The organism is Clostridium sp. CM036, from assembly GCF_055081135.1.
The window spans coordinates 391,794-414,590 of the sequence record NZ_CM143652.1; the positions used below are offsets into that span (position 1 = coordinate 391,794).

The 22,797-nt window shown below is 31.3% G+C and carries 21 protein-coding genes; 18 read left to right on the forward strand and 3 right to left on the reverse strand.

Annotated elements, in window-relative coordinates:
• The 12 genes from coaBC to ACWJKE_RS01855 all read left to right on the forward strand — a co-directional run bounded on the left by coaBC (window position 1) and on the right by ACWJKE_RS01855 (window position 12,921).
• The gene (gene coaBC, locus ACWJKE_RS01800; protein ID WP_216302526.1) at window positions 1-1,191 is read left to right on the forward strand and encodes a bifunctional phosphopantothenoylcysteine decarboxylase/phosphopantothenate--cysteine ligase CoaBC; all 1,191 of its coding nucleotides are present in this window, start codon (window positions 1-3) and stop codon (window positions 1,189-1,191) included.
• A 48-nt stretch (window positions 1,192-1,239) separates the two neighbouring features.
• Window positions 1,240-3,441, forward strand: a complete 2,202-nt coding sequence (gene priA, locus ACWJKE_RS01805) for a primosomal protein N' (protein ID WP_216302527.1) — start codon at window positions 1,240-1,242, stop codon at window positions 3,439-3,441.
• 40 nt (window positions 3,442-3,481) lie between these two features.
• A complete protein-coding gene (gene def / locus ACWJKE_RS01810; protein WP_165413686.1) occupies window positions 3,482-3,934 on the forward strand; it encodes a peptide deformylase in 453 nt (150 codons plus the stop codon).
• A gap of 1 nt (window position 3,935) precedes the next feature.
• Window positions 3,936-4,865, forward strand: a complete 930-nt coding sequence (fmt, locus tag ACWJKE_RS01815; protein WP_216302528.1) for a methionyl-tRNA formyltransferase — start codon at window positions 3,936-3,938, stop codon at window positions 4,863-4,865.
• Between the two features lie 15 nt (window positions 4,866-4,880).
• Window positions 4,881-5,558 carry a zinc metallopeptidase gene (locus ACWJKE_RS01820; protein WP_216302529.1) on the forward strand — a complete coding sequence of 226 codons (678 nt, stop codon included), beginning with the start codon at window positions 4,881-4,883 and terminating at the stop codon, window positions 5,556-5,558.
• 27 nt (window positions 5,559-5,585) lie between these two features.
• Entirely contained in the window at window positions 5,586-6,914 is a 1,329-nt protein-coding gene (rsmB, locus tag ACWJKE_RS01825) for a 16S rRNA (cytosine(967)-C(5))-methyltransferase RsmB (protein WP_216302530.1), read from the forward strand.
• A gap of 12 nt (window positions 6,915-6,926) precedes the next feature.
• Window positions 6,927-7,973 carry a dual-specificity RNA methyltransferase RlmN gene (rlmN, locus tag ACWJKE_RS01830; RefSeq protein WP_165413690.1) on the forward strand — a complete coding sequence of 349 codons (1,047 nt, stop codon included), beginning with the start codon at window positions 6,927-6,929 and terminating at the stop codon, window positions 7,971-7,973.
• A 2-nt stretch (window positions 7,974-7,975) separates the two neighbouring features.
• A complete protein-coding gene (locus tag ACWJKE_RS01835) occupies window positions 7,976-8,728 on the forward strand; it encodes a Stp1/IreP family PP2C-type Ser/Thr phosphatase (RefSeq protein ID WP_165413691.1) in 753 nt (250 codons plus the stop codon).
• On the forward strand, window positions 8,703-10,697 hold the full coding sequence (pknB, locus tag ACWJKE_RS01840) for a Stk1 family PASTA domain-containing Ser/Thr kinase (protein ID WP_216302531.1): 1,995 nt from the start codon (window positions 8,703-8,705) through the stop codon (window positions 10,695-10,697). The genes ACWJKE_RS01835 and pknB overlap by 26 nt, the downstream gene beginning before the upstream one ends.
• A 70-nt stretch (window positions 10,698-10,767) precedes the next feature.
• Complete coding sequence (gene rsgA / locus ACWJKE_RS01845) at window positions 10,768-11,637, forward strand: ribosome small subunit-dependent GTPase A (RefSeq protein WP_165413693.1); 870 nt, start codon at window positions 10,768-10,770, stop codon at window positions 11,635-11,637.
• The gene (gene rpe / locus ACWJKE_RS01850; RefSeq protein ID WP_220285909.1) at window positions 11,634-12,284 is read left to right on the forward strand and encodes a ribulose-phosphate 3-epimerase; all 651 of its coding nucleotides are present in this window, start codon (window positions 11,634-11,636) and stop codon (window positions 12,282-12,284) included. Before rsgA ends, rpe begins: the two co-directional genes overlap by 4 nt.
• 1 nt (window position 12,285) lies before the next feature.
• The gene (locus ACWJKE_RS01855) at window positions 12,286-12,921 is read left to right on the forward strand and encodes a thiamine diphosphokinase (protein WP_165413695.1); all 636 of its coding nucleotides are present in this window, start codon (window positions 12,286-12,288) and stop codon (window positions 12,919-12,921) included.
• A 756-nt stretch (window positions 12,922-13,677) separates the two neighbouring features.
• Here the strand turns inward: ACWJKE_RS01855 and rpmB are convergent.
• Entirely contained in the window at window positions 13,678-13,869 is a 192-nt protein-coding gene (gene rpmB, locus ACWJKE_RS01860; protein ID WP_165413696.1) for a 50S ribosomal protein L28, read from the reverse strand.
• 194 nt (window positions 13,870-14,063) lie between these two features.
• Between rpmB and ACWJKE_RS01865 the strand changes: the two genes are divergently transcribed.
• From ACWJKE_RS01865 to ACWJKE_RS01890, 6 genes are all read left to right on the forward strand, one after another.
• Window positions 14,064-14,414 carry an Asp23/Gls24 family envelope stress response protein gene (locus ACWJKE_RS01865; RefSeq protein ID WP_165413697.1) on the forward strand — a complete coding sequence of 117 codons (351 nt, stop codon included), beginning with the start codon at window positions 14,064-14,066 and terminating at the stop codon, window positions 14,412-14,414.
• 10 nt (window positions 14,415-14,424) lie between these two features.
• A complete protein-coding gene (locus ACWJKE_RS01870) occupies window positions 14,425-16,068 on the forward strand; it encodes a DAK2 domain-containing protein (RefSeq protein ID WP_220285908.1) in 1,644 nt (547 codons plus the stop codon).
• A gap of 289 nt (window positions 16,069-16,357) precedes the next feature.
• A complete protein-coding gene (gene recG, locus ACWJKE_RS01875; protein ID WP_216302533.1) occupies window positions 16,358-18,394 on the forward strand; it encodes an ATP-dependent DNA helicase RecG in 2,037 nt (678 codons plus the stop codon).
• A gap of 77 nt (window positions 18,395-18,471) precedes the next feature.
• Window positions 18,472-19,044: a 16S rRNA (guanine(966)-N(2))-methyltransferase RsmD gene (gene rsmD, locus ACWJKE_RS01880; protein WP_462959119.1), complete on the forward strand. Its 573-nt coding sequence runs from the start codon at window positions 18,472-18,474 to the stop codon at window positions 19,042-19,044.
• A gap of 73 nt (window positions 19,045-19,117) precedes the next feature.
• On the forward strand, window positions 19,118-19,600 hold the full coding sequence (gene coaD, locus ACWJKE_RS01885) for a pantetheine-phosphate adenylyltransferase (RefSeq protein WP_165413701.1): 483 nt from the start codon (window positions 19,118-19,120) through the stop codon (window positions 19,598-19,600).
• A gap of 9 nt (window positions 19,601-19,609) precedes the next feature.
• Window positions 19,610-20,134, forward strand: coding sequence for an ATPase (locus ACWJKE_RS01890; RefSeq protein WP_165413702.1), 525 nt, complete (start codon window positions 19,610-19,612; stop codon window positions 20,132-20,134).
• Here ACWJKE_RS01890 and ylbJ read toward each other — a convergent pair.
• Window positions 20,117-21,295, reverse strand: a complete 1,179-nt coding sequence (gene ylbJ, locus ACWJKE_RS01895) for a sporulation integral membrane protein YlbJ (protein WP_216302535.1) — start codon at window positions 21,293-21,295, stop codon at window positions 20,117-20,119. The genes ACWJKE_RS01890 and ylbJ overlap by 18 nt on opposite strands.
• A gap of 125 nt (window positions 21,296-21,420) precedes the next feature.
• On the reverse strand, window positions 21,421-22,644 hold the full coding sequence (locus ACWJKE_RS01900; RefSeq protein ID WP_165413704.1) for a nucleotidyltransferase: 1,224 nt from the start codon (window positions 22,642-22,644) through the stop codon (window positions 21,421-21,423).
• Window positions 22,645-22,797: the final 153 nt, after the last annotated feature.

Genomic DNA, 22,797 nt, shown 5'->3' on the forward strand with positions numbered 1-22,797 from the left:
ATGGAAAACAAAAAGACAGTAGTTATTGGTGTAACAGGTGGGATAGCAGTATATAAGGCTTTAGATGTTATTAGTAGATTAAGAAAAGAAAATGTTTGCGTACATGTTATCATGACTAAAGCGGCGTCGGAGTTTGTAACCCCTCTAAGTTTTCAATCTATGAGTCAGAACATTGTCATTCATGATATGTTTGATGAGCCTAAAGCATGGGAACTACAACATATATCTCTTGCTAAAAAAGCAGATCTATTTGCTGTAATTCCAGCAACGTCCAATATAATTGGTAAAGTTGCAAATGGGATTGCAGATGATATGTTAACTACTACTATTATGGCAACAAAGGCACCAGTGATTTTTGCTCCAGCAATGAATGTCAATATGTACAATAATCCAATACTGCAAGGTAATATTCAAAAGCTTAAGGCTTTTGGATATGATTTTATTGCGCCAACATCAGGAAGACTCGCCTGTGGGGACATAGGAGAAGGAAAGTTAGCACAAACTGAAGATATTTTTGAAGAAATCATGAGCAAGTTGTATCCTATAAAAGATATGAAAGGCACTAAAGTTTTAGTTACAGCTGGGCCTACAATTGCGCCTATTGATCCTGTAAGATTTATAACAAATAGGTCAACAGGCAAAATGGGATATGCAATTGCGAGAGAAGCTAGAGATAGAGGGGCAGTTGTAACTTTAGTATCTGGACCATCTGGTGAAAAAACACCTTTTGGTATAAATGCCATAAAGGTTAATACTAATGAAGAGATGAGAACTGCTGTAATAGATAATTTTTACGATAGTGATATAGTTATAAAAGCAGCAGCTGTATCTGACTTTAAGCCTAAAACATACTGTAGTAGCAAAATTAAGAAAAGTGGAAATGGATTAAACTTAGAATTTGTACGTGATAATGATATTTTAAAAGAATTAGGATCGCTTAAGAAGAATCAAGTATTAGTGGGTTTTGCAGCTGAGAGTAATGATTTGCTACAAAATGCGCAATCAAAACTTCTTAAGAAAAATTTAGATTACATAATTGCCAATGATATAACGGGAACAGATATTGGGTTTGGAACTGAAGATAATAAAGTGATTATTTTAAGCAAAGACAATAGTCCAATAACAATAGACAAAATGCCAAAAAAAGAAGTTGCTAGGGAATTGTTTGATTTAATAAATAAAAAGCGCTAATGCGCTTTTTTATGTTATATAAAATCATAAAATTAAAAGGGTGATTAAGTGTATCAGTATGCTGGAGTTGTGGTGAATAATGATTCGGTTCAAGTGGATAAGGTTTTTACATATAAAATACCTATTAGATTAATAGGCAGTGTCCATTTAGGATTTAGAGTTAAAGTGCCATTTGGTAGAGGAAACAGGACAGTGGACGCTTTTGTATTGGAACTTTATAAGCAATGTGAGAATGTGAAGAATATTAAGGAGATAACAACTATATGTGATGAAATGCCACTCCTTAAAATAACTGATATTGAACTTGTAAAGATTATGAAAAAAAAATACCTTTGTACATATTTGGAATGCATAAAAGTTATTATTCCAAGAGGTATAACAAAAGGTATAAAGAATAAGACGATGCAAGTATTAACTGCGAGCAAGGAACTAGAAGGCAAATTTTTAAATGAACCTTACAAAAATATTTATGAGATAATACAATTAAATAATATGAAATATAATAAGACTGAGTTCAGTAAAAATTTTAATAAATCACTGTCATCAATAAATACAATGATTAAGCATGGATTCTTAACCACGCAAGAGGTTATAATTAATAGGTATAGCGAAAAAAACTATTCTAGGTATGAAGAAAAAACACTAAATGAAAGACAACAGCAGTCAGTTGATTTTATAATAAATTCTAAGGCGAAAAAATTCTTGATACATGGAGTTACAGGTAGTGGAAAGACTGAGATATACATGAATTTAGTTAGTTATATGTTAAAAGAGAATAAGCAGTCTATAATACTTATACCAGAAATATCGTTAACCCCACAAATGGTTGAAAGGTTCAAAGGTAGATTTGGACGTGATATAGCAGTTTTTCATAGTAGGCTATCAGATGGTGAGAGATATGACGAATGGATGAGAGTAAAGCTCGGAAATGTTAAAATTGCTATTGGGGCAAGGTCAGCTATATTTTTACCTTTTGAAAACTTAGGATTAATTGTTATAGATGAGGAACATGAAGCGAGTTATAAATCCGACAGTAATCCAAAATTTGATGCTCGTGAAATAGCTTATATGAAATGTGAACTAGAAAATTGCAAATTAATATTGGGGTCAGCTACTCCATCTATTGAAAGTTATTATAGGTCTACCATAAAGGAATTAGAATTAATTACTATTAATGAGAGGGCAGATGGTGCTGCCATGCCAAAAGTAGAAATCGTTGACATGCGCGAAGAGTTAATGAATAACAATCGTTCAATATTTAGTAAGCCACTGCATGAGGGTATTATTGAATCTCTAAGCAGAAACGAGCAGGTGATTTTGTTTTTAAATAGAAGAGGTTTTTCGACCTTCGTATCCTGTAGGAAATGTGGTTATGTTTTCAAATGCAAAAAATGTGATATATCATTAACCTACCATAATTCAAGTGAATACCTAACTTGCCATTATTGTGGAGAAAAAGAAAAAATAAGTAAAACATGTCCTAATTGTGGAAGTAGTTATGTTAAATATTTTGGAGTTGGAACAGAAAAAATTGAGCAAGAAATTAATAGGATTTTTCCAAGTGCAAAAACTCTAAGAATGGATTTTGACACAACTCGGAAAAAAAATTCTTATGAATATATATATAATACCTTTAAAAATAAACAGGCAGATATTTTAATTGGAACTCAGATGGTCGCTAAAGGATTAGATTTTAAAAATGTTACTTTAGTAGGAGTAATAGCTGCGGATTTATCATTGAATTTACCGGATTTCAGGGCTTTTGAGCGGACGTTTCAACTACTTACTCAAGTCTCAGGAAGAGCAGGTAGAGGTAAGAAAGAAGGCAAGGTAGTTATCCAAACATATAATGCTGACAATTTGACCATACAGTATGCAGCGGAGAATGACTATGATAGTTTCTATAAAAATGAAATCATGATGAGAAAAGTTATGGACTATCCACCTTTTACAAGTATTCTAGTCATAACTATGAGTTCTGAGGATGAAAATTTGTTAATAAAAAGTACACAAAATGTTGGTGAAAATTTAAAATATAAGATTAAAAACAATGATAAAATTACATTGCTAGGTCCATGCCCTTGTGGAGTTTCAAAAATTAAAAACTTCTATAGATGGCAAATTATAATTAAAGGAAACATTGAACAAACAATTGCAGAGGAAATAAAAAAATCGGTTTATGAATTGCTTAAGAATGTTTATACTAGTATACGAGTTAGTATAGATATTAATCCAAGTAACATGATCTAACAGCACCTTTGGTGATAATTAATGACAAGGAGGTTTTCGTATGGCTATAAGAACGATTAGAACCTATGGCGACGACATATTAAGGAGAAAAAGTAGAGTGGTAGATGAAATTAACCCTAGGATTCTATTATTAGTTAAAGATATGAAAGAAACTATGTATAAGTCTAAGGGAGTAGGGCTTGCTGCACCGCAGGTTGGCATTTTAAAGAGGATAGTAGTTATTGATGTTGGTAATGGACCTATGGCAATTATTAACCCACAGATTGTAGAAATACAAGGTTCACAAATAGACAATGAAGGTTGTTTAAGCATACCAGGAGTACAAAAAAATGTAGATAGGCCAGAAACAGTAAAAGTGAAGGCATTAAGTGAAAATGGAGAAGAGATAATAATAGATGGAGAAGGTCTTCTTGCAAGAGCACTCTGCCATGAAATTGATCATTTAGATGGGATATTATTTATAGACAAAGCAATAGAGGGTGAGGAAAAATAATATGAAGATAATTTTTATGGGTACGCCAGAATTTTCAGTGCCATCCCTTTCGCAACTTATAAATGAATTTGAAGTTTCTGCTGTTTTTACTCAGCCTGATAGACCGAAAGGAAGAGGTAAAAATTTAGCAATGTCCGCTGTTAAACAGTTAGCTGTGACTTATAATATACCGGTATATCAGCCTTTAAGACTCAGAAATAATGAAGAAATGATAGAAATGATTAAAAACTTAAAACCGGATTTTATTGTAGTAGTAGCGTTTGGACAAATCCTTCCAAAGGAAGTGCTTAGTATTCCTAAATATGGATGTATAAATCTACATGCATCTTTATTACCCAAATATAGAGGCGCGGCTCCTATAAATTGGTGTGTTATTAATGGTGAGAGTAAAAGTGGAAATACAACAATGCTTATGGATGTTGGTCTTGATACAGGTGATATACTTTTAACAGAGGAAATGGAACTGCCAGGTGTTATGTCTGCGGGAGAATTGCACGATATTCTTATGAATAGCGGAGCACAACTTTTAGTTAAAACAATAAATGGTATAGTAAGTAACGAAATAGAGCCAGTTAAACAGGAAAATGAATTTAGTTCATATGCTTCTAAGTTAGGCAAAGAAATGGCAAAGATAAATTGGGAATGTAGTAATGTTAATATTCATAATTTTATAAGAGGATTAAATCCATGGCCAATTGCATATACTCATTATGAGAATATAGTAATGAAAATATATAAGTCAAAAGTAATAAACGAACAATCAAATAAAATGATTGGGAGTATTATAGAGGTTTCAAAAGAAGGATTAAAGGTAGCAACTGGTAGTGGTGTTTTACTTATTGAAGAGATACAATTTCCGGGTAAGAAGCCTTTAAAAGTAAGGGATTATATAATAGGAAATAAGATAAATGAAGGTTCGATTTTGAAATAAGAAGGGGTGAATAATATGCTTTTTTATGATAATACTATGGTTGTATTATTGCCAGCTATAATTATATCAGGCTTAGCACAACTTAAAATTAAGTCTTCATTTAGTAAATACTCAAAGGTGAATAGTGCAAATGGATATACAGGGGAGAAGGTAGCTAGAATGCTACTTGATGATGGAGGGCTTTTTGATATACCAGTGGAAATAGTAGGTGGAAAGCTTACTGACCATTACGACCCTTCTAAACGAGTTATGAGGCTCTCCAAGGAGGTTTATAATGGGACAACAGTTGCAGCTATAGGGGTTGCGGCTCATGAAACTGGGCATGCGCTTCAAGACAAAGAAAAATATGCGCCTTTAAAAATAAGGAACGCTATAGTGCCAGCAGTTAATTTTAGTTCTAATGTATCCTGGTTACTATTTTTAATAGGAATAATTTTAAGTGTACCTTCTCTAGTGAATATTGGAATTATATTATTTTCAGCAGTGGTAGTATTCCAGTTAATTACCTTGCCAGTTGAATTTAATGCATCTAGTAGAGCACTTACAATTTTAGAATCCAAAAGTATACTTTATGGAGATGAAATAAAAGGAGCTAAAGCAGTATTGAGTGCAGCTGCTATGACATACGTGGCGGCAACACTTATGGCAGTTTCTCAGCTTATACGTCTTGTTCTTTTAAGTCGCGATAGATAAAATCAAATAGAAAATTGAGGTAATAACATGAACAATAGTAGGTTAGTAGCAATTGTAGTTATAGAAAAAGTAATAAATGAAAACGCTTATTCTAATATAGTTTTAGGTCTGGAACTTAATAAATCCGATTTAAATGATAAGGATAAAGCGTTAGTTACAGAAATAGTTTACGGTACTTTAAAATATAAATACACAATAGATAAAATATTGAGCAGTTTTTTAAAAAAAGGCTTTGAAAAGGTAGATAGTTTTGTTTTAAACATATTAAGAATATCAATATATCAAATTAGGTTTTTGGATAAAATACCAAGTTTTGCTGTGGTTAATGAGGCTGTAAACTTAACAAAAAAGATGAGTAATGTAGGAGCGGCACAATTTGTTAATGGAGTACTTAGAAACTATCTAAGGGGCGACACCGCGGTGTATTATAATGAAAAAAATGATATTGAAAGATTATGCTTTGAGTATTCCTTCACTAAGGCTTTAGCTAAACTCTTTATAAAGCAATATGGGATTGAAAGCGCTGAGAAAATTCTAAGTGGCTTAAATCAAAAACCTGATGTTACAGTTAGAGTTAATACTCTGAAATTAACTTATGAGGAAATATGGGAAAAACTTATAGAAAATGGGTATAATATAGAAAAAGGCTATGCGTGTTCTGAGGCAATACGAATTATTAAAGGGAAAAATATAGAGAATAACCTTTTATTTAATGAAGGAAGTATAACAGTCCAGGATGAAAGCGCAATGCTTACAGCCCTTTCTATGGACCTTTTGCCAAATCTAGAAGTATTAGATCTTTGTAGTGCACCAGGTGGAAAGACAACACACATTGCAGAAATTATGAAAAACACAGGACATATTTTTGCATTTGATTTACATGAAAATAAGTTATCATTAATAAAACAAAATTTAAATAGAATAGGAATTGTAAATACAACTTGTGATGTTATGGACGCTACAATTTATGATCCAAGTTTACTTCAATCTGCAGATAGGGTACTTATTGATGTACCTTGCTCTGGTCTTGGAATTATTAGAAAAAAACCTGAGATAAAGTGGAGTAAACATATAAAAGACATAGAAAATATAATTCACACACAAAGAAAAATAATGGAGAATGCTTCAAAATACATAAAAAAAGGTGGAGTACTTGTATATTCAACATGTACCCTTAATAAGGAAGAAAATGAAAGCAATATTGAATGGTTCCTAGAGTCTCATTCAGAATTTAAGATTGAACCAGTATTTTACGGTGAATTTGATAATATAAACTATAGTGATAAAGGGTATGTTACTATATTACCGAATGAATACATGGATGGATTTTTCATAGCCAAAATTATAAAATCATAGTAGGTGTATAAAATGATAAATATATTAGATATGAATTTAGTAGAGTTAAAGCAATGGATGAAAAGTAATGGGGAAAGTGAATTTAGAGCTAAGCAAGTATTAGACTGGATTTATAAGGGAATATGGGAATTCGAAAATATGAATAATATTCCGCTCAGTATAAAAGAAAAGTTAAAAAATAATTTTTACATAGGAATACCTGAGCTCGTAGAGGAATATACTTCAAAACAAAATGATACAAGAAAATATCTTTTCGCTTTAAACGATGGTAATTTAATTGAATGCGTTGTTATGAAATATAAACATGGGAACTCTATATGCATATCGACTCAAGTTGGATGTAGGATGGGATGTAAATTTTGCGCATCTACCATTGGAGGAATGATTAGAAATCTAACTCCAGGGGAAATGCTAGCTCAAATAATGAAATCACAGCATCTAATTAATGAGCGAATTTCTAATGTTGTATTAATGGGAAGTGGGGAGCCATTTGATAATTTTCATAATGTAATAAAATTTCTTGAAATTGTGAATTCAGAAAATGGGTTAAATATTGGTCAAAGACATATAACTATTTCTACCTGTGGTATCGTACCAAAGATTAAAGAGTTTGCTGATATTAACTTGCAAACGACACTGGCTATTTCACTTCACGCATCTACGGATGAGATTAGAATGAAGAGTATGCCAATTGCAAATAAGTATTCTATTGCAGAAATTATTGATGCATCTAAATACTATATAAATAAGACTAATAGACGCATAACTTTTGAATATGCTCTTGTAAAGGGTCTTAATGATAGCACGCAAGATGCAGAAAAATTAAGTGTATTGTTAAAGGATATGTTATGCCATGTTAATTTAATTCCAGTTAATGAAATAGAAGAGAATGAATTAAAAAGATCTTCAAATGATGACGTTGCTGAGTTTAAGAGGGTACTTGAAACTAATAATATCCAGACAACAATAAGGCGCGAAATGGGCCTGGATATTAATGCGGCTTGTGGTCAACTTCGGAGAAGCTATATTAAAAGTGAAAACTTAAATGAGGGGGTGTAAAAATGCTTGGGGTTTTATCTGATGTTGGAAATGTTAGAAAAACAAATGAAGACTCGGTAGGCTATTTTGAAGATACTGATTTTGGTATTTATGCTATAGCAGATGGTATGGGTGGTCATAATGCAGGAGAAGTTGCAAGTCAGCTAGCTATTAAGGTTATAATAGAATATATAAAGAAGAATCATCATGGTTTAGATCTCAAAGAAGTGCTTTCTGAAGGAATAAAATCTGCAAACAAGAAAATTTATGACATGGCAAGTGGTAATGATTCGCTTAAAGGGATGGGGACAACTATAACAATCTGCTTTAAAAAACAAAATGAAATGGTTGTTGCAAATGTAGGTGACAGTAGTTGTTATATTATTGATAATAACAAAAAATTATTAAAAATTACAAGAGATCATTCTTTGGTACAACAGCTTTTAGATAATGGTACTATAACTGAAGAAAAAGCTAGAACTCATCCGAATAAAAATATTATTACAAGGGCACTTGGAACAAATGAGTTAGTAGAAGTTGATTTATTTGATGTTAATTTGACCAATATATTCAAATGTATTTTATGCACAGATGGCCTTACTAACGATGTGACTTATTCTGAAATGTATGATATTATTATTAAAAATGAAAATGACAATATTTCTAGCTGTAAAATGTTGGTGGATTTAAGTAAATCTAAGGGTGGACGCGATAACATATCGGTTATCGTATTTGAAGGAGAGTGCAGAGATGATAGGAACCATATTAGGGAGTAGATATGAACTCCTTGAAAAAATTGGAGAGGGTGGAATGGCGATAGTTTATAAAGCTAAATGTCGTTTGCTCAATCGTTATGTTGCTGTAAAAATATTAAAAGAAGAATTTTCAAATAATATAGATTTTATGGATAAATTTAAAAAAGAGGCTTCATCCGTAGCTAGTCTCTCATCAAATAATATAGTTAATATTTATGATGTTGGACAAGAGCGAGATATTAACTACATTGTAATGGAATATATAAAAGGAAAGACTTTAAAGGAAATTATACTTGAAAATGGTAGTATGAATTATGATCAAATAATAGACTATGGAATGCAAATTGCAAAAGCACTTGAGTGTGCTCATAAGAATAACATTATACATAGAGATATAAAACCTCATAATATTTTAGTGACTGAAGATGGAACGGTTAAAGTTACAGATTTCGGTATAGCAAAAGCTGCTAGTTCTGTAACTATAACTAATACCAGCACAGTGATGGGATCAGCTCATTATTTTTCACCAGAACAAGCTAAAGCAAGTTTTGTAGATTGTAGAACAGATATTTATTCTTTTGGAATAGTACTTTATGAGATGTCTACAGGGCAAGTGCCTTATGATGCAGAAAGTCCTGTATCAGTAGCATTAAAACATATACAGGAACAAGTTGTGCCACCTAAGAAAATAAATGGTAATGTTCCTGAAAATTTGAACAAATTAATATTAAAGGCTATAGAAAAAGAACCTATAAAGAGGTATCAAACTGCGAATGAGATGTTTTTAGATCTGCAGAGAATACAAAAGAATAGTTCATATACTATCGCAACAAATAGCATGGAAAATGAATACACTAGGGTTATGGCAGCTGTAAATGTAGATGACTATGAAAAAGAAGATGATCATGAAGAAGAAAAAGAAGAAGTAGTAGAAAAAGAACAAGTAATTAAAAAACCGAAGTCTAAAAATAACAAAAAAAATAAAACGATAATAATGGCTTTTGTTGCAATAATTTTATTGATTGTTTTAGGTAGTGTTGCGGGAGTCACATTAAAGAACTATCTTACTGACAAGCAAGTTAATGTGGCAGATAAGATATTGGTGCCTAAAATTATTGGCTTAGATAAGGTAGAGGCAGAAAAATTAGTTGTAGAAAAAGGCTTGAATTTTGTAGTGGCTGGAGAAGAAAATAGCGAAAAACCCGAAGGCGAGGTACTGTTATGTTTTCCTGATGAGGGAACAGAATTAAAGGCTAAGGGTGAAGTAAGAGTTACGGTGAGTAAAGGGCCTGCAAGTTTCAAAATTCCTTCTGTCAAGGGGACTGATAAAGCTTCGGCTACTGCTATTATTGAACAAAATGGATTGGTGCTAGGAAATGTAACATCTGAATTCAATGATTCCATTGCTAGTGGTTTAGTAATAAGCCAAAACCCAGATCCGGGTAGTTTAGTTCAAAAAGGCGATAAAGTAGATTTAGTAATAAGTAAGGGTGTAGAGATTAAATTAACAAAGGTTCCAAATCTAAATGACGTATCTTTAAATGATGCAGAGAGAGTATTGCAAAATGCAAATTTAAAATTAGGTGAGCGACACCCGGTGGTAACTCATGATAAGTCACTTGATGGTAAAATATTCAATCAAAGTATTGCTGCAAATACGGAAGTTACGGAAGGTAATTCTGTAGGAGTTAATTATTACAAGTATGAAGAACCTAAAAAAGAACAATTTGATGTTCCAGACTTTAAGGGGAAAACTGTTAAAGCAGCACGTGAGTCAGCTGCACAATCGAATATAAACATAGTAGTTTCTGGTAATGATGAAGATATCATTGAGTCGCAAGACAAGGAGCCAGGGACTAAGGCAAATGTTGGGGATACTATAACTTTAACATCTAAGGCTGCGGAAGTTCCAGTAACTCCTGAAACACCTCCAGCAACAACTGAAACACCCCCAGCAACAACTGAAACACCCCCAGCGACTCCTCAATAAGAATAAGTAATTACAAGATATATGAAATATATTCAAAAATATTAAATAGAAGGTAAATGGTGAGGGATATATGCAAGGAGTAATCATAAAAGGTGTAGGCGGGCTATATTTTGTAAAAGTTCAAGACAAAGTCATAGAATGTAAGGCAAGAGGGAAGTTCAGGTATACTGGGCTTTCCCCTGTTATTGGTGATAAAGTGGAAATAATGCTTGAGACAGATGAGAGCAAAGGTGTAATTGAAAAGATTTTTCCAAGAGAGACTGAGATGATACGTCCAGTGGTTGCTAATGTTACTCAAGCTTTTGTAGTTTTTGCCTTTAAACAACCTGACTTAAATATGGATTTGCTCAATAAATTTCTAGTGCTTTGTGAACATTACAAGTTAAAGATAGTTCTTTGTTTAAATAAGTTGGATTTAGTTGAGCAAGTTGATGAGGGCCTTATAAAAGAATTAAAAAGCGTAGGATGTGACATAGTATTTTTAAAAGCAAAAGAGGGTGATGGACTTTCTGAACTTAAGACTAGAATAAAAGATAACATTACCGTTTTTTGTGGACCGTCTGGAGTTGGAAAGTCAACTATACTTAATAGTATACTTGGAAGAGAAGCTATGAAAACTGGAGATATAAGTAAAAAATCGCAAAAGGGTAAGCATACTACAAGGCACAGTGAACTTATTGAATATGAAGAAGGATTTTTGTTAGATACTCCAGGATTTTCAGCCTTAAGTTTAGATTTCATTGAGAAAGAACAATTACAAGATTGTTTCCCGGAATTTGAAAAACATAGATGTGAATGTAGGTTTTCTAATTGCATGCATTATAAAGAACCTAACTGTAGAGTTAAGCAAGCTGTAGAAGATAATGAAATTTACAGGGATAGATATAAATTTTATATAAAGACATTAGAAGAAATTATTGCTAGGGGGAATAAAAAATGATAAAAATATCACCATCTATACTGTCAGCGGATTTTTCAAGGCTAGGGGAACATATTAAGCAGCTAGAAGCGTGCGGTGCTGATATGATTCATATTGATGTAATGGATGGTATGTTTGTACCTAATATTTCTTTCGGTATTCCAGTTATTAAGAGCATTAGAAAACTAACAAAATTACCATTTGATGTGCACCTTATGATAGAAGAACCGTCTAGATATGTAGAAGACTTTGTAAATTCGGGAGCTGACATTATAACTGTCCATTATGAAACCGATAGGCATATTGATAGAACTATTAATTACATAAAAAGTTTTGGGATTAAAGCGGGTGTTGCATTAAATCCTGCTACACCTGTAGAATGCATAAAACATTTAATGAGTAATCTTGATATGGTACTTATTATGTCAGTAAACCCTGGATTTGGTGGGCAAAAGTATATTGAATACTGCTCGGATAAAATTAAAGAAGTTAGAGATCTTGCAGATATTTATAATAAAGACATTATGATTCAAGTAGATGGTGGCATTGATGTAGGTAATATTCAAGAAGTTGTTAATAGTGGTGCTAATGTTATTGTGGCTGGGTCGGCAGTATTTAAGAATGATGAAATTGAGAAAAACATAAAAGCATTAAGATTAGGTATTTAACATGAAAGTCATAATAATCTCAGGAGGAAATCCACCATCACAACAATTACTCATGAATGAAATTACTGAGGATGCATTTTTAATTGGAGCAGATAGTGGTGCCAATTGCCTATATGACTATAATATAAATCCTCACTTACTTGTAGGAGATTTTGATTCTATTGATAAAGAGGCCTTGGATTATTTTAAAAAAAATAATTCTATAATAGATATTTATCCTACAGAAAAAGATTTTACTGATACTGAAATTGCAGTTAAAAAGGCTTTGAAAATGAAACCAAATGAAATAGTATTATTGGGGTGCACTGGAAGTAGAGTTGATCATCTGCTTGGAAATATTGGAATGCTAAAAAGTTGCTTAGAAAATGGCGTTAGTGCATGCATTAAGGATGAAAACAATAATATTAGGTTGATTGATGCCGGGACTTCATTAAGTGGCACCGTAGGCGATATATTCTCGGTACAATCTTATGGCGATGAAATAATAGGATTAACTATTAAAGGCGCAAAATATCCTTTAAATAATTACAATTTGAAAATTGGACAGAGTATAACTATTTCAAATGAGTTTGCAGGACCTCAGGTTCAGCTTAAATTTAAATCTGGAACGCTGATGATAATATTATCATCAGATTAATACTTCAATTAATAAATATTTTTATGCGCAAAAAAAGTATATATTACGTATAATGCATTGAAGCGAGCTTTAGAACTTCTTATTTTATTTTTAATTAAGATGCGTTAAGGAAAACATATGGTTGAGTAGAAATCGAGTTTATGTTTTTAACAGATTAATTAAAAATAAAATTAGTAGTTATTAGCGAAGTGAATGCATTAATAGTAATATATACTTTTTTATTTTTTATTTTTGGCAATATTATTGAAAGTAATTCATATAATAATATTGGAATACTTTGAGAGGGGATTAACTTACGAAAAGGTTTTATAAGTGTTTAGAAAAGCAGCTTGGAGTAATCATTGCATGTTTAGGCATAGGAATCATAACAGTAGTAATAGTCCCATTTTGGTGGTGGATAATTGTTGTAGGAGGAGGAATTGTTTATTATGGCTTTACTATAATGGATCATAACCATCATTGTTAGTGAGGTTCAGATAGATAGTGAAAGTTAGAAGAAATTTTACGGATTTCATGTTTGGGAGGTAAGAGAGATGAAAATTATGGCTATTAAGTTACCGAGATTTATATCTCGAATAATTAGATTTTTTTTAAAAAAATAACATAGAAAAACTCAGTTATTACAAAAAAAATCAGTTTTTAGAGGTGGGTTTAAAAAAAACAGCTTTTAAAGCTGGATTTAAATAAGCGATGTAGCTTTTAAAGCTGGATTTAAATAAAAAATGCAGCTTTAAAAGCTGCATTTTTATTTTTTAATTATATAGCACGTTGGACTTTACCTGAACGAAGACATCTAGTACATACATGTATAGATTTAGGCGTTCCGCTAACTATAGCTTTAACTTTTTGAATATTTGGAGCCCATTTTCTTTTTGATTCACGGTGTGAGTGACTATATTGGCTACCTGAAATTACACCTTTATTGCATATTTCGCATTTTCTTGACAATGAAAACACCTCCTTGACTACGAAGAAAAAAATCTTCTCAATTGAAACACGCATAATTGTAACATGAATATTACTACTCTTGCAAGTTAAATAAGAAATTATTCGTAACTAAAGCAATTATAAAATTAATTTTGTTGAATAAATTAGTATTATACTATAAAATAATCTATATAGCGGTATAAGGAGGAATTAAAATGAAAGGTAACATTGCAAGAGAGAATGGTAATATATATTATTCAGAGGAAGCGTTAGCAAACATAGTTGGTATTTCTACAACAGAGTGTTATGGAGTTGTTGGGATGGCACTCAAAGATGCCAAGGATGGATTTTGGCAATTGATTAAGAGCGACGCTTTAAATAAAGGAGTTAAAATTAATTCTAAGGAAAACCAACTATTTATTGAATTATTTATAATAGTTGAATATGGCACGAAAATATCTGTAATAGCAAATAATATAATTCAAAAAACAAGATATAATGTTGAAAATTATACAGGACTGAAAGTTGCAGCAATAACCGTAAACGTCCAAGGTGTAAGGGTCTAGGGAGGTAGCAATGGAATACTTAAAAATTAACGGACAAAATTTTCGTAATATGGTAATAAACGCATCTAATAGGTTAGAAGAAGAAAAAGAATATGTAAATTCGTTAAATGTATTTCCTGTTCCGGATGGAGATACAGGTACTAATATGTCAATGACTTTTAAAGCCGCAGTGCAAGAAATTGAAAGTATGTCAACTAAGTCTATTGCTGAGATATCTCAAAAACTAGCTAGGGGCGCGCTGATGGGCGCAAGGGGTAATTCAGGTGTTATATTATCACAAATATTTAGAGGCATTGCAAAAGGGCTAGAAGGCGTAGATGAAGCTACTTCTGAAGAATTGGCTAAAAGCATTTTAGAAGGTGCCCATTTTGCGTATAAGGCGGTTATGAGACCCACTGAAGGTACGATTTTAACTATTATTAAAGCTGCGGGTGAAAGTGCAGTTAATAGCGGAGCAACTGAAGTAGTTGCGCTCATGCAAGAAGTTTGCAAGTGTAGTGAAATTATGCTAGATAAAACTCCAGATATGCTTCCAGCATTAAAACAAGCAAAAGTAGTTGATGCAGGTGGAATGGGACTTTTAATATTGTTTAAAGGAATGCATGAAGCTCTAAGTAATAATATGGAATCTCTAATTAGCAAATCGGAAAAGAAAAGTACAAAATCACAAACAAAAACACCTGCAGCTTTAGATATGCCTGTAGACATAAAGTTTGGATACTGTACTGAATTGTTAGTTATCGCTGAAAATGTTGATGCTAATGAATTAAAGAGATATTTAGAAAAGTTTGGAGACTCAATGGTTGTGGTTTCGCAAGATGAATTTGTTAAAATCCATATACACACAAATGATCCAGGGGTAGTGCTTTCAAAAGCAGTAACACTAGGGGAACTGTCTAAGGTGAAAATTGAAAATATGAGAGAACAACATAGAAATTTATTAGGCATTGCGGATGAGAAAGTTGAAGGACCAGTGAAAGAAAACATTATTGAGAATAAAAAATATGGATTTATATCTGTTGCGCTTGGAGAAGGAATTAAGAATATTTTTGAGGATTTAGGTGTGGACGTTGTAATAGAAGGCGGCCAAACCATGAATCCAAGTACACAAGATATATTAGAGAGTATTAATAAAGTTAATGCGGAAAATGTATTTGTATTACCTAATAATAAGAATATACTTATGGCAGCGCTGCAAGCGGTCGAACTGTCAGATAAAAATGTAATTGTTATTCCGTCGAAAACTATCCCACAAGGAATAACTGCTGTAACAATGTTTAATCCAGAAGTTAGTGTAGAAGAAAATGAAAATATATTAAAAGAAGCAATAAAAAATGTTGCAACAGCTTCTGTAACATATGCAGTTAAAGACACTGAATCTGATGGTAATCTAATAAAAGAAGGAAACATTCTAGGTTTAATTGAGCAAAAAATTAAAGAAGTTGGAACAGATATTTATAAAGTTTGCGAAGATACTATAGACAGTATGGTTACAGAGGATAGTGAGCTTATTACAATTTTCTATGGTGAAGATTGTATAATAAGCGAAGTGGAAGAATTTATTTCTGCCCTAGAACACAAATATCCGAATTTAGATATTCAACATTATAATGGAAAACAACCACTTTATTATTTTATTGCGTCAGTTGAATAAAAGCCTTAGGGCTTTTTTTCTTAGGTATTTAATGTACCTTAAAGATTAGTAACGAACAAAACTAATATTAAATCATCTCCTGCGGAGCTGCAACATCTTCGCAGAAGATGCATTGACGACTTCGAAAGGAGAGTTACCCCTTTGTAAACCTCTGGAGTAGATAACAATTCTCAATTGTTATTCCCACCACTGAAGTTTGCTATCTGTTAGGGTATGCGACTCCCACTTATAGAAGTGGGAGTCTTTCCTTCTAAAATCTCGTTAAAATCTTATTTTTGGAGTGGTATAGGTGGATATTCATAGCGATATAAAATATATAAAGGGTGTTGGACCTAAAATGGCAGAAAATTTGAATAAGTGTGGAATTTTTAACGTATTAGATCTGATATTATATTTTCCACGAGATTATGAGAATGTATCTGCGAATAAAAGCATTCTGAAATGCGCGGAAAGTGAAAAACTCATTGTAGAGTGTACTGTGCTAAATATATTAAAAGATGTTAGGTTAAAAAATAATAAAACTCTTTCTACCATAGTTTTTTGCCAAGGGGATAATAGATTCAAAGGTAAATGGTTTAATCAAACCTATGCAAAAAATAGTTTTAAAATTTCAAATAAATATATTATCACAGGCAAAGTTAATAAATTCAGGGAAGAAATCACAATTATGAATCCTAAGATAGTAAAAAATACGTCTATGGCTACAAATAACATTATTGCCAAGTATCCACTTAAAAATAATGTTACAAATAATTTTTTTAATAAAATTATATCTGACGTATTATGTGATGTTGAAATAACGGAGAATTTGCCTAAATGGCTTGTGGAAAAATATGATTTTTGTTCTTTAGATAATGCTGCTCGAAATATACATAGCCCTAAAAGCTTAGAACTCCTTAATAAATCAAAGAGAAGGCTTAAATTTCAAGAATTATTCACTTATTCATTAAAAATATTAATGCTAAAAGAGTTTATAAAATATCATAATAATGGTATTCAATTTAAAATAGCACCAGAGCTTATAATCTTAAAGGAGCAACTTCCATTTCAGCTTACTAAGGCACAAAGTAAAGTTGTAAGAGAAATTCTAATAGATCAAAAGAAGGATATAGGAATGAATCGAATGGTGCAGGGAGATGTTGGAAGTGGTAAAACTATAGTGGCTATAATTACTATGTTTAATGTTGTGAAAAATGGGTATCAGGCATCTATGATGGCACCAACTGAAATCTTAGCAAAGCAACATTATGAAGAAATTCAAAATGTATTAAAAAATTTTTCACTAAAAATACAACTACTAAGCGGAAGTGTTACAGCAAAAAATAAACAATTAATTAAACAGGAGTTAAAAGATGGAACCATTGATATTATTGTTGGAACTCATGCACTTATTGAAGATGATGTAGAGTTTAAAAACTTAGGAATGATTGTTACTGATGAGCAGCATCGTTTTGGAGTATCACAAAGAAATAGATTTTCTAATAAAGGTAAAAACATTGATATTCTTGTAATGACAGCTACCCCTATTCCCCGGACACTCTCTTTATATTTATATGGTGATTTAGACGTATCTATTATAGATGAATTGCCTCCAGGCAGGCAGAAAATTGATACAAGCTATGAAAGTATGTCCTATAGTAAAAAGGTGTATGAATTTGCTTTAAACGAGATTAATATGGGGAGGCAAGTTTACATAGTTTGTCCATTAGTGGAAGAAAATGAGGAGATGAAGTTAAGTTCAGTCGAGAAGCTTTACGAAAAATTAAAAGAAGAATATTTTGACTCTATAGAAATAGGGATGATATATGGTAAAATGCCAAGTAAACAAAAAAATGAAATCATGGATAAATTTAAACTTGGAGAAATTAAAGCGCTGATTGCAACTACAGTAATTGAGGTTGGAGTAAATGTACCAAACGCTACAGTTATGATAATTGAAAACTCAGAAAGATTTGGACTTGCACAACTCCATCAACTTAGGGGACGAGTAGGAAGAGGAAAGCATAAGTCATATTGTATACTACTGGCGAATATTACAAATAATATAGTGAAAAGAAGATTAGAAATACTTATAAAAAGTAATGACGGTTTTTTTATTGCTGAAGAAGATTTAAAAAATAGAGGCGCAGGAGAATTATTTGGCATCAAGCAGCATGGTGAATCAGGGTTGATTTTATCAGATTTAATTGAAGATATAGATATTTTAAAACTTGCAAATAGTGAAGCAAAAAAGTTAATGCAAAGTAGGAATGTTGAAGACGTTAAAATAAAGGATGCAATAATAGAAAAAATCGAGCAAAGTTCTAACTACATTTGTTTTAACTAAAGAAAAAATTTCTTTGTATAAATTATATATATATGTTAAAATATTATCGAAACTGGCTTAAATGGAGGAATAAACATATGAGAATTATTTCAGGAAGTGCAAGAGGAAGAAAATTGTTGTCCCCTGTAGGGATGGGAACGAGGCCCACATTAGATAGAATAAAAGAAGCTATATTTAATATAATCCAGGATAGAACACGAAATGCTGTAGTCGTGGATATGTTTTCAGGTACTGGTAGCTTAGGTCTAGAGGCCGCAAGTAGGGGAGCTGAGAAATGTTATCTAATTGATATGGGTGATACTACATTTGATATGTTACAAAAGAATGTAGATAATTTAAAGTTTAACGATAAATGCAAGTGCTTAAAAGGTGACACATATAAATACATGCAACAATTTGCAGATGAAAAGATTCTGTTTGATTTGATTTTTATAGATCCACCATATGCTAAAGACATGATTCCACCTGCTATTGAGATTATTGCATCAAATAGCCTTTTAAGGGAAGATGGGTTGATTGTTTGTAAAATAGATTCTTCAGAAGAAATATATGAAGGAAATTCTATTATTCAGCTTTCCGATTTAAGAAAATATGGTAATACTACTGTATTACTTTACAAATATAAGGAACTAATAGTTAAGAATTATTAGTTCCTTAAGAAAATACATGAGGGTAACAATTTATAATTGTTACCTACCTCAGAGGAAAACGTGGAGGAATAAGATGAAAAAAGCAATTTGCCCTGGAAGTTTTGATCCAATAACTAACGGACATTTGGATATTATTAAGAGGGCGTCTAGAGTTTATGATGAATTAATCGTAGGAGTGCTTGTTAACCCTGAGAAAAAATGTCTCTTCTCTGTAGATGAGAGAATAGAACAAATAAAAAATGTAGTTAAAAATTTACCCAATGTACGCGTGAAGAAGTTTAGTGGTTTACTTGTTCAACTAATGAATCAAGAGGGTGCTAGTGTCATTGTGAAGGGACTCAGAAGTGTTTTAGATTTTGAATATGAGTTTCAAATGGCATCAATGAATAACAAATTGGATCCAAGTAAGGAAACTGTGTTCATGATGACAAAGACAGAATATAGCTATATAAGTTCCTCTTCAGTTAAACAGGTTGCAATGCTTGGAGGATGTATTGAAGAATTAGTACCTGAGGAAATTATTCCAGATATTATTAGGAAAATTAATTCTAAATAGGGGGGAAATATGGATGTTATAAAACTTTTAGAATACCTTCAAGAAATTGTTGAAAGTTCTTCTAAAATACCTGTTACAGGTAAGGTGGTTGTAAATAAAAGAGAAATATTAGATATAATTGATCAAATTATGAGTCATTTGCCAGATGAGTTTAAAAAGGCTCAGTGGATTTGTGATGAAAAAGAAAGAATTCTTGTTGATTCAAAAAAACAAGCTGAAATTTTTGAAGAAGAGACCATTGATAAAATAAGAAGAAGAGTTGAAAAGCAAGACTTAGTTAAAGAAGCACAAACTCGAGCTGAAGAAATTATAGCATCAGCTCAGAGAGATGCTAAAATTATGAGGCTTGGGGCTAAAGATTATGCGGATGAAATATTATCCCAATTAGATAAAGAGATTGAATTAAAAGGTCAGAAAATGCTTCATAAGATTAAGGGCGATGTTCAAGATTTTTTAATATCTCTACAAGGAGAAGTTACGGATACCACAACTTCAATAAGAGATAATGTAAAAGAGCTAAGAAGTATGAAATAGTTTAACTATATTTATAAGTAATATCGGGATAAATAAAATGATTAATATTAAAAAATATAAATTACTAACTTTATATATACTTACATTATTAAAAGTAAAAACCGATGTAGTATGTAGAAAAATACAATATAGAATCAGCGTTAAAATTGAGGAAATTATGCCTTGAATAAACTTTCGAGCAATGTATTTTTTTATTGAGACATCATATTTATAGGTATAGCTATAAACTTGAGAAATTATAGACAAACCACTAAAAGCAATTAAAAAACTCAAAACTGGAAGTTTTACATACAGATTTGAATTACTAGAGGATATTAAATAGCATCCGTTAGTCATCTCTAACATTCCTAATAATAACCCTTCTATAAAATTCCCAGAACAGCCAATAATTAAAGAAAACTTATTAAGGGCAATGTGAAATATTACATTGTCTTTAATTAATCCTGTTATTACGGAGAATATTACAATAAAACCACCGATATTTAAGGCATTCTTCATGGCATCTTCAATACTGTTTTTCAATATCATGCCAATATTTGTGGTGGGTGGATGGTTTCTTGAAAAATTGTCACCTCTATTTTTAATTTTAAAATAAGAATCTTTTGAGGGAATAATAAATCCCATAAACATGCAAGAGAGAATATTAGAGAGTATTAACATATAACCAATTTTAGCATTTGACATCATAGAAGCGCCCACTGCGCCTATAATAAAAAGTGGGCTTGCATTAGAAGCTATATTTAGCAATCGTTCACAGGTATTTAAATCAATTATATTTTTTTCGTACAAATCGCAAGTGTATCTCGCACCAAGGGGATAACCACATAGTAAACTAACTAAAAGAGCAAAGTTACATTCTTTTGGTAGCTTTAAGGGTTTACAAATTAGATTGCCTAACAATTTAGAATAAATATGAATGCCGTCGTAGCTTATTATAATATTTATTACAACTAAAAATGGAAAAAGAGAAGGGAAAATTGAATTGAAAAACAATTTTGCACCAGAGATAGTGTACTGGATACAAATATTAGGAGCTATTATTATTTGTAGAATAAAAAGAGAACAAATTAATGTTATTGATAGATTTATCTTCAAAGCTTTAAATAGTTCAAATAATAATAATATTATGAAAATTAATAATATAATTAATAGTAATTTCAATGTTAGACCCCTTTTTAAGTATTACTGTATTAAATATATTTAAATTTTCATAAATTTATGTGTTGGAAACACTAATTTTAAATATAATAAATGCTACTATCTATTTATGATAGCAGCATTTATTTTTACTTTATAATTATAGGCGATATCAAATAATCGCTATTATGACTTATACTACTATTTATAATGCTATAAGCCCTTGTAGACTGAGTATCTAGTTGCATGGTGTCATTGCACTTTTTAGGAATTTTAGTATAAAGCGGAATGCTACTGTTTGATTTTATAGATTTTAGAATTGACTTTCCATTTGAGTTAAAACCTAAAATTCGAGCATAAGGACAAGGCATTGATCTTAATTTTTTAGTATCAAAGATATCAAATCCTATAAAATATTGACATAATATTCTACTAATGCGAGTGTAAGTGTAGCGTTTGCTTTTTATATTGGCCAGTGCACTAGAGTAACTTAAACTATTTTGTAAGGAGCTAATAATCCTATTATCAAGACCCTCAGATACGTCTGGTAAATTTACTAAAGAATTTTTTGATGTAGCAGATTTATGTTTAATATACGGGAACATGGAATCTTCAAATGTAAATTCATAATTTTTCGAGTATAAGTTTTGAAGTTCAGTTAATACTGAACTTGGGATATGACCTGCAAGTTTTATTAAAGAACCATTTTCTTTTAAAAATTTTCTTATAGCTGTCGCGCTTGAAAATTCATTATGTAAAAGATCACTGTTATAAGATGCACCTTCTCTTTTTAATGTGTAAGGTGTAATAGAACTTTTTAACTTGATTAAGCTTTTACAATACTCTATACCTAGTATATTATTAGGTGAATTTAAACAGTTATCTAATAATAAGTCTGATATGTCCAATTTTGAATTCATTAAATAATCATAAAGTGCATTAGATCTTGCTAAAGGGTAAGTGATACCTTTTGATAAATAAGTTTTTAACAGTGATTTAAATTCAATAGGTTCTTGAAGTAATATATTGGAAATATTATATAAATCATTAATATTTCCATGTTCACTACCAAAGCAAATATTATCCACTACTCCTAAGCTGTTTAGAAGACTTACAGCGCCAAAGGAAAAAAAATCTGCTGATGATACGCTGTAGATAGTTGGTAGCTCTATTACTAAATCTACTCCGTTATTTAATGCCATTTTAGTTTTTGTCCATTTGTCTATACTTGATGGAATACCACGTTGAGTAAAATTCCCACTCATAACACAAATTAAGGCATCACAGTTTGTGAGCTCCTTTGTTTTATTAATATGATATACGTGACCGTTATGTAATGGATTATATTCAACAATTATACCTGAAATATTCATTAAATCACCTCATGAAAGCTCATATAAATATAAGCTAATAATTTATGTCTAAAGAGAAACCACTAAAAATAATGCAATAATTATATTCTGAAATGTCGTTAAAACTTATATATATTATATAATATAAAATGAATTAATTAAAGTACATATATT

Coding starts and splice junctions, on each gene's coding strand:
- ACWJKE_RS01835 (WP_165413691.1), top strand. CDS start 7,976: ATGCTTGGGGTTTTATCTGATGTTGGAAATGTTAGAAAAACAAATGAA.
- fmt (WP_216302528.1), top strand. CDS start 3,936: ATGAAGATAATTTTTATGGGTACGCCAGAATTTTCAGTGCCATCCCTT.
- rlmN (WP_165413690.1), top strand. CDS start 6,927: ATGATAAATATATTAGATATGAATTTAGTAGAGTTAAAGCAATGGATG.
- ACWJKE_RS01900 (WP_165413704.1), bottom strand. CDS start 22,644: ATGAATATTTCAGGTATAATTGTTGAATATAATCCATTACATAACGGT.
- ACWJKE_RS01890 (WP_165413702.1), top strand. CDS start 19,610: ATGGATGTTATAAAACTTTTAGAATACCTTCAAGAAATTGTTGAAAGT.
- rsmB (WP_216302530.1), top strand. CDS start 5,586: ATGAACAATAGTAGGTTAGTAGCAATTGTAGTTATAGAAAAAGTAATA.
- ACWJKE_RS01820 (WP_216302529.1), top strand. CDS start 4,881: ATGCTTTTTTATGATAATACTATGGTTGTATTATTGCCAGCTATAATT.
- coaBC (WP_216302526.1), top strand. CDS start 1: ATGGAAAACAAAAAGACAGTAGTTATTGGTGTAACAGGTGGGATAGCA.
- def (WP_165413686.1), top strand. CDS start 3,482: ATGGCTATAAGAACGATTAGAACCTATGGCGACGACATATTAAGGAGA.
- ACWJKE_RS01855 (WP_165413695.1), top strand. CDS start 12,286: ATGAAAGTCATAATAATCTCAGGAGGAAATCCACCATCACAACAATTA.
- ACWJKE_RS01870 (WP_220285908.1), top strand. CDS start 14,425: ATGGAATACTTAAAAATTAACGGACAAAATTTTCGTAATATGGTAATA.
- pknB (WP_216302531.1), top strand. CDS start 8,703: ATGATAGGAACCATATTAGGGAGTAGATATGAACTCCTTGAAAAAATT.
- rsgA (WP_165413693.1), top strand. CDS start 10,768: ATGCAAGGAGTAATCATAAAAGGTGTAGGCGGGCTATATTTTGTAAAA.
- ACWJKE_RS01865 (WP_165413697.1), top strand. CDS start 14,064: ATGAAAGGTAACATTGCAAGAGAGAATGGTAATATATATTATTCAGAG.
- rsmD (WP_462959119.1), top strand. CDS start 18,472: ATGAGAATTATTTCAGGAAGTGCAAGAGGAAGAAAATTGTTGTCCCCT.
- coaD (WP_165413701.1), top strand. CDS start 19,118: ATGAAAAAAGCAATTTGCCCTGGAAGTTTTGATCCAATAACTAACGGA.
- rpe (WP_220285909.1), top strand. CDS start 11,634: ATGATAAAAATATCACCATCTATACTGTCAGCGGATTTTTCAAGGCTA.